Source organism: Thiomicrospira sp. (assembly GCF_036568485.1).
GTDB lineage: Bacteria > Pseudomonadota > Gammaproteobacteria > Thiomicrospirales > Thiomicrospiraceae > Thiomicrospira.
This window is the reverse complement of record NZ_DATCSL010000118.1, coordinates 1-1,457: the sequence shown is the minus strand read 5'-3', so window position 1 is coordinate 1,457 and position 1,457 is coordinate 1. Positions and strand designations below refer to the sequence as shown.

Below are 1,457 nucleotides of genomic sequence, written 5' to 3'. Positions count from 1 at the left end.
TGCCATATTATCCACCGGCGAGCCTATGTTGTGCCAGCCATTGTCGGCGCCGGTATATCCAACAAAGTATCTTTGAACAGTTGCCGAACCAGTGGCTGTTCCCTCTACAATTAAAGAGCCATTGCCTGAAGCGTTTGATTCAATAGTGAGGGTTCCTGATGTTGCAAGGTTGCCATAAACTGTCAAGCCAAGGTTTACAGGCAAATCAAGTGAAGAACCTGCATTCATTGTCAGGTCGAAACAAGCCGATTCTGAAGATATTACAGGCGAGTTGGCCGCCGCAGGAATGGTAACATTAAAGGAAGCGTCAGGAATATAGCCATAAGTTCCGCTCCAGTTATTTCCCTTCGTGTTCCAATCTGTATCTGTTGTTCCAGTCCAGGTAACATCTTCCTTGAAGGCAGAAGGGGTCATGTCATCCACATCAGCCGAACTGGGGACATCCCATTCAGAGGCAATCCATGTTGAAGAAGGTGCAGTTACTGAACGAAGGCGGACTGCTTTTGAATCAAGGTATTCCCAGGCTTTACCAGTTCCATCTTCGTCTATCACACCATAAGCGTCAATTAATGTTCCGGTGGCGTGATCACCATTATAATAAAGAAAATAGCCATCATCACCATTTCCAGAAATAACCCCACTATATTGATCTGCTTCAAAACCAAATGATGTTGTAAAATTTGATTGGCTATTGGCAATAACATAGGTTTCTCCTACAGAAATAATACCTGTGAGCTGAACATCGGCCCATGAGCCTCCGTTGGCTTGCCTGCTTAAATACCAGGAACCCGAGCTAAAATCAACTATTGTAACTCCGGCATTATAAATTTCTACATACTTTGAATTTGCATCATCGCTTGGGTCAGTGACTTCCGAAATAAACAAGTCAGTGTTGGCAATATTGGTTGTTGCATTGTCAGTTGGTGGTGTTCCATCTGTTTTATAATCAATACTGGCTCCTGAATTTGTATAAGGGTAAATGGTGAAAAAATATTGTGTGTTTGGGCTTAACATAGTCCATTGGTATGCTTCAACACCCGAAGCAATATTCATTGCACCAGAACCATCACTCAAATCGGTATCATCAACTACCGGCGAACCATCTGCCGGTGGAGAAAATGTTCCTGTCAGATTTGCAAGTACAAGGTATCCTGAAGGAATAACTGCACCAGTTGCATCGGTCCAACTTGTGGTTATTGCAGTAGCATGGTCTTCAGCAGCGGCAAAAGCTGTTGGATAATTGCTTGGTTCAGGCTCAATATCTGAAACCGTATAGCTTTGTTGTGGCGAAGTGGTAGTTTCGGGTTCGCCATCTGTTGCTTCAATTACATAATAAACAATAGTTCCGTCAGTTTGTGCAGGGATATTTGAATTGGTAACATAAGTATCACCCGAACTTAAGGTCATTCCAATGGTATTGGAATAAGGGCCACCGTCAGCCAATCCCCATTTGCAAT

The 1,457-nt window shown here is 43.3% G+C and carries 1 protein-coding gene; it reads right to left on the bottom strand.

Annotated elements, in window-relative coordinates; all coding sequences use genetic code 11:
- A partial coding sequence (locus VIM91_RS11000; protein WP_331864860.1) for a lamin tail domain-containing protein occupies nt 1-1,457 on the bottom strand: 1,457 nt, incomplete at both ends.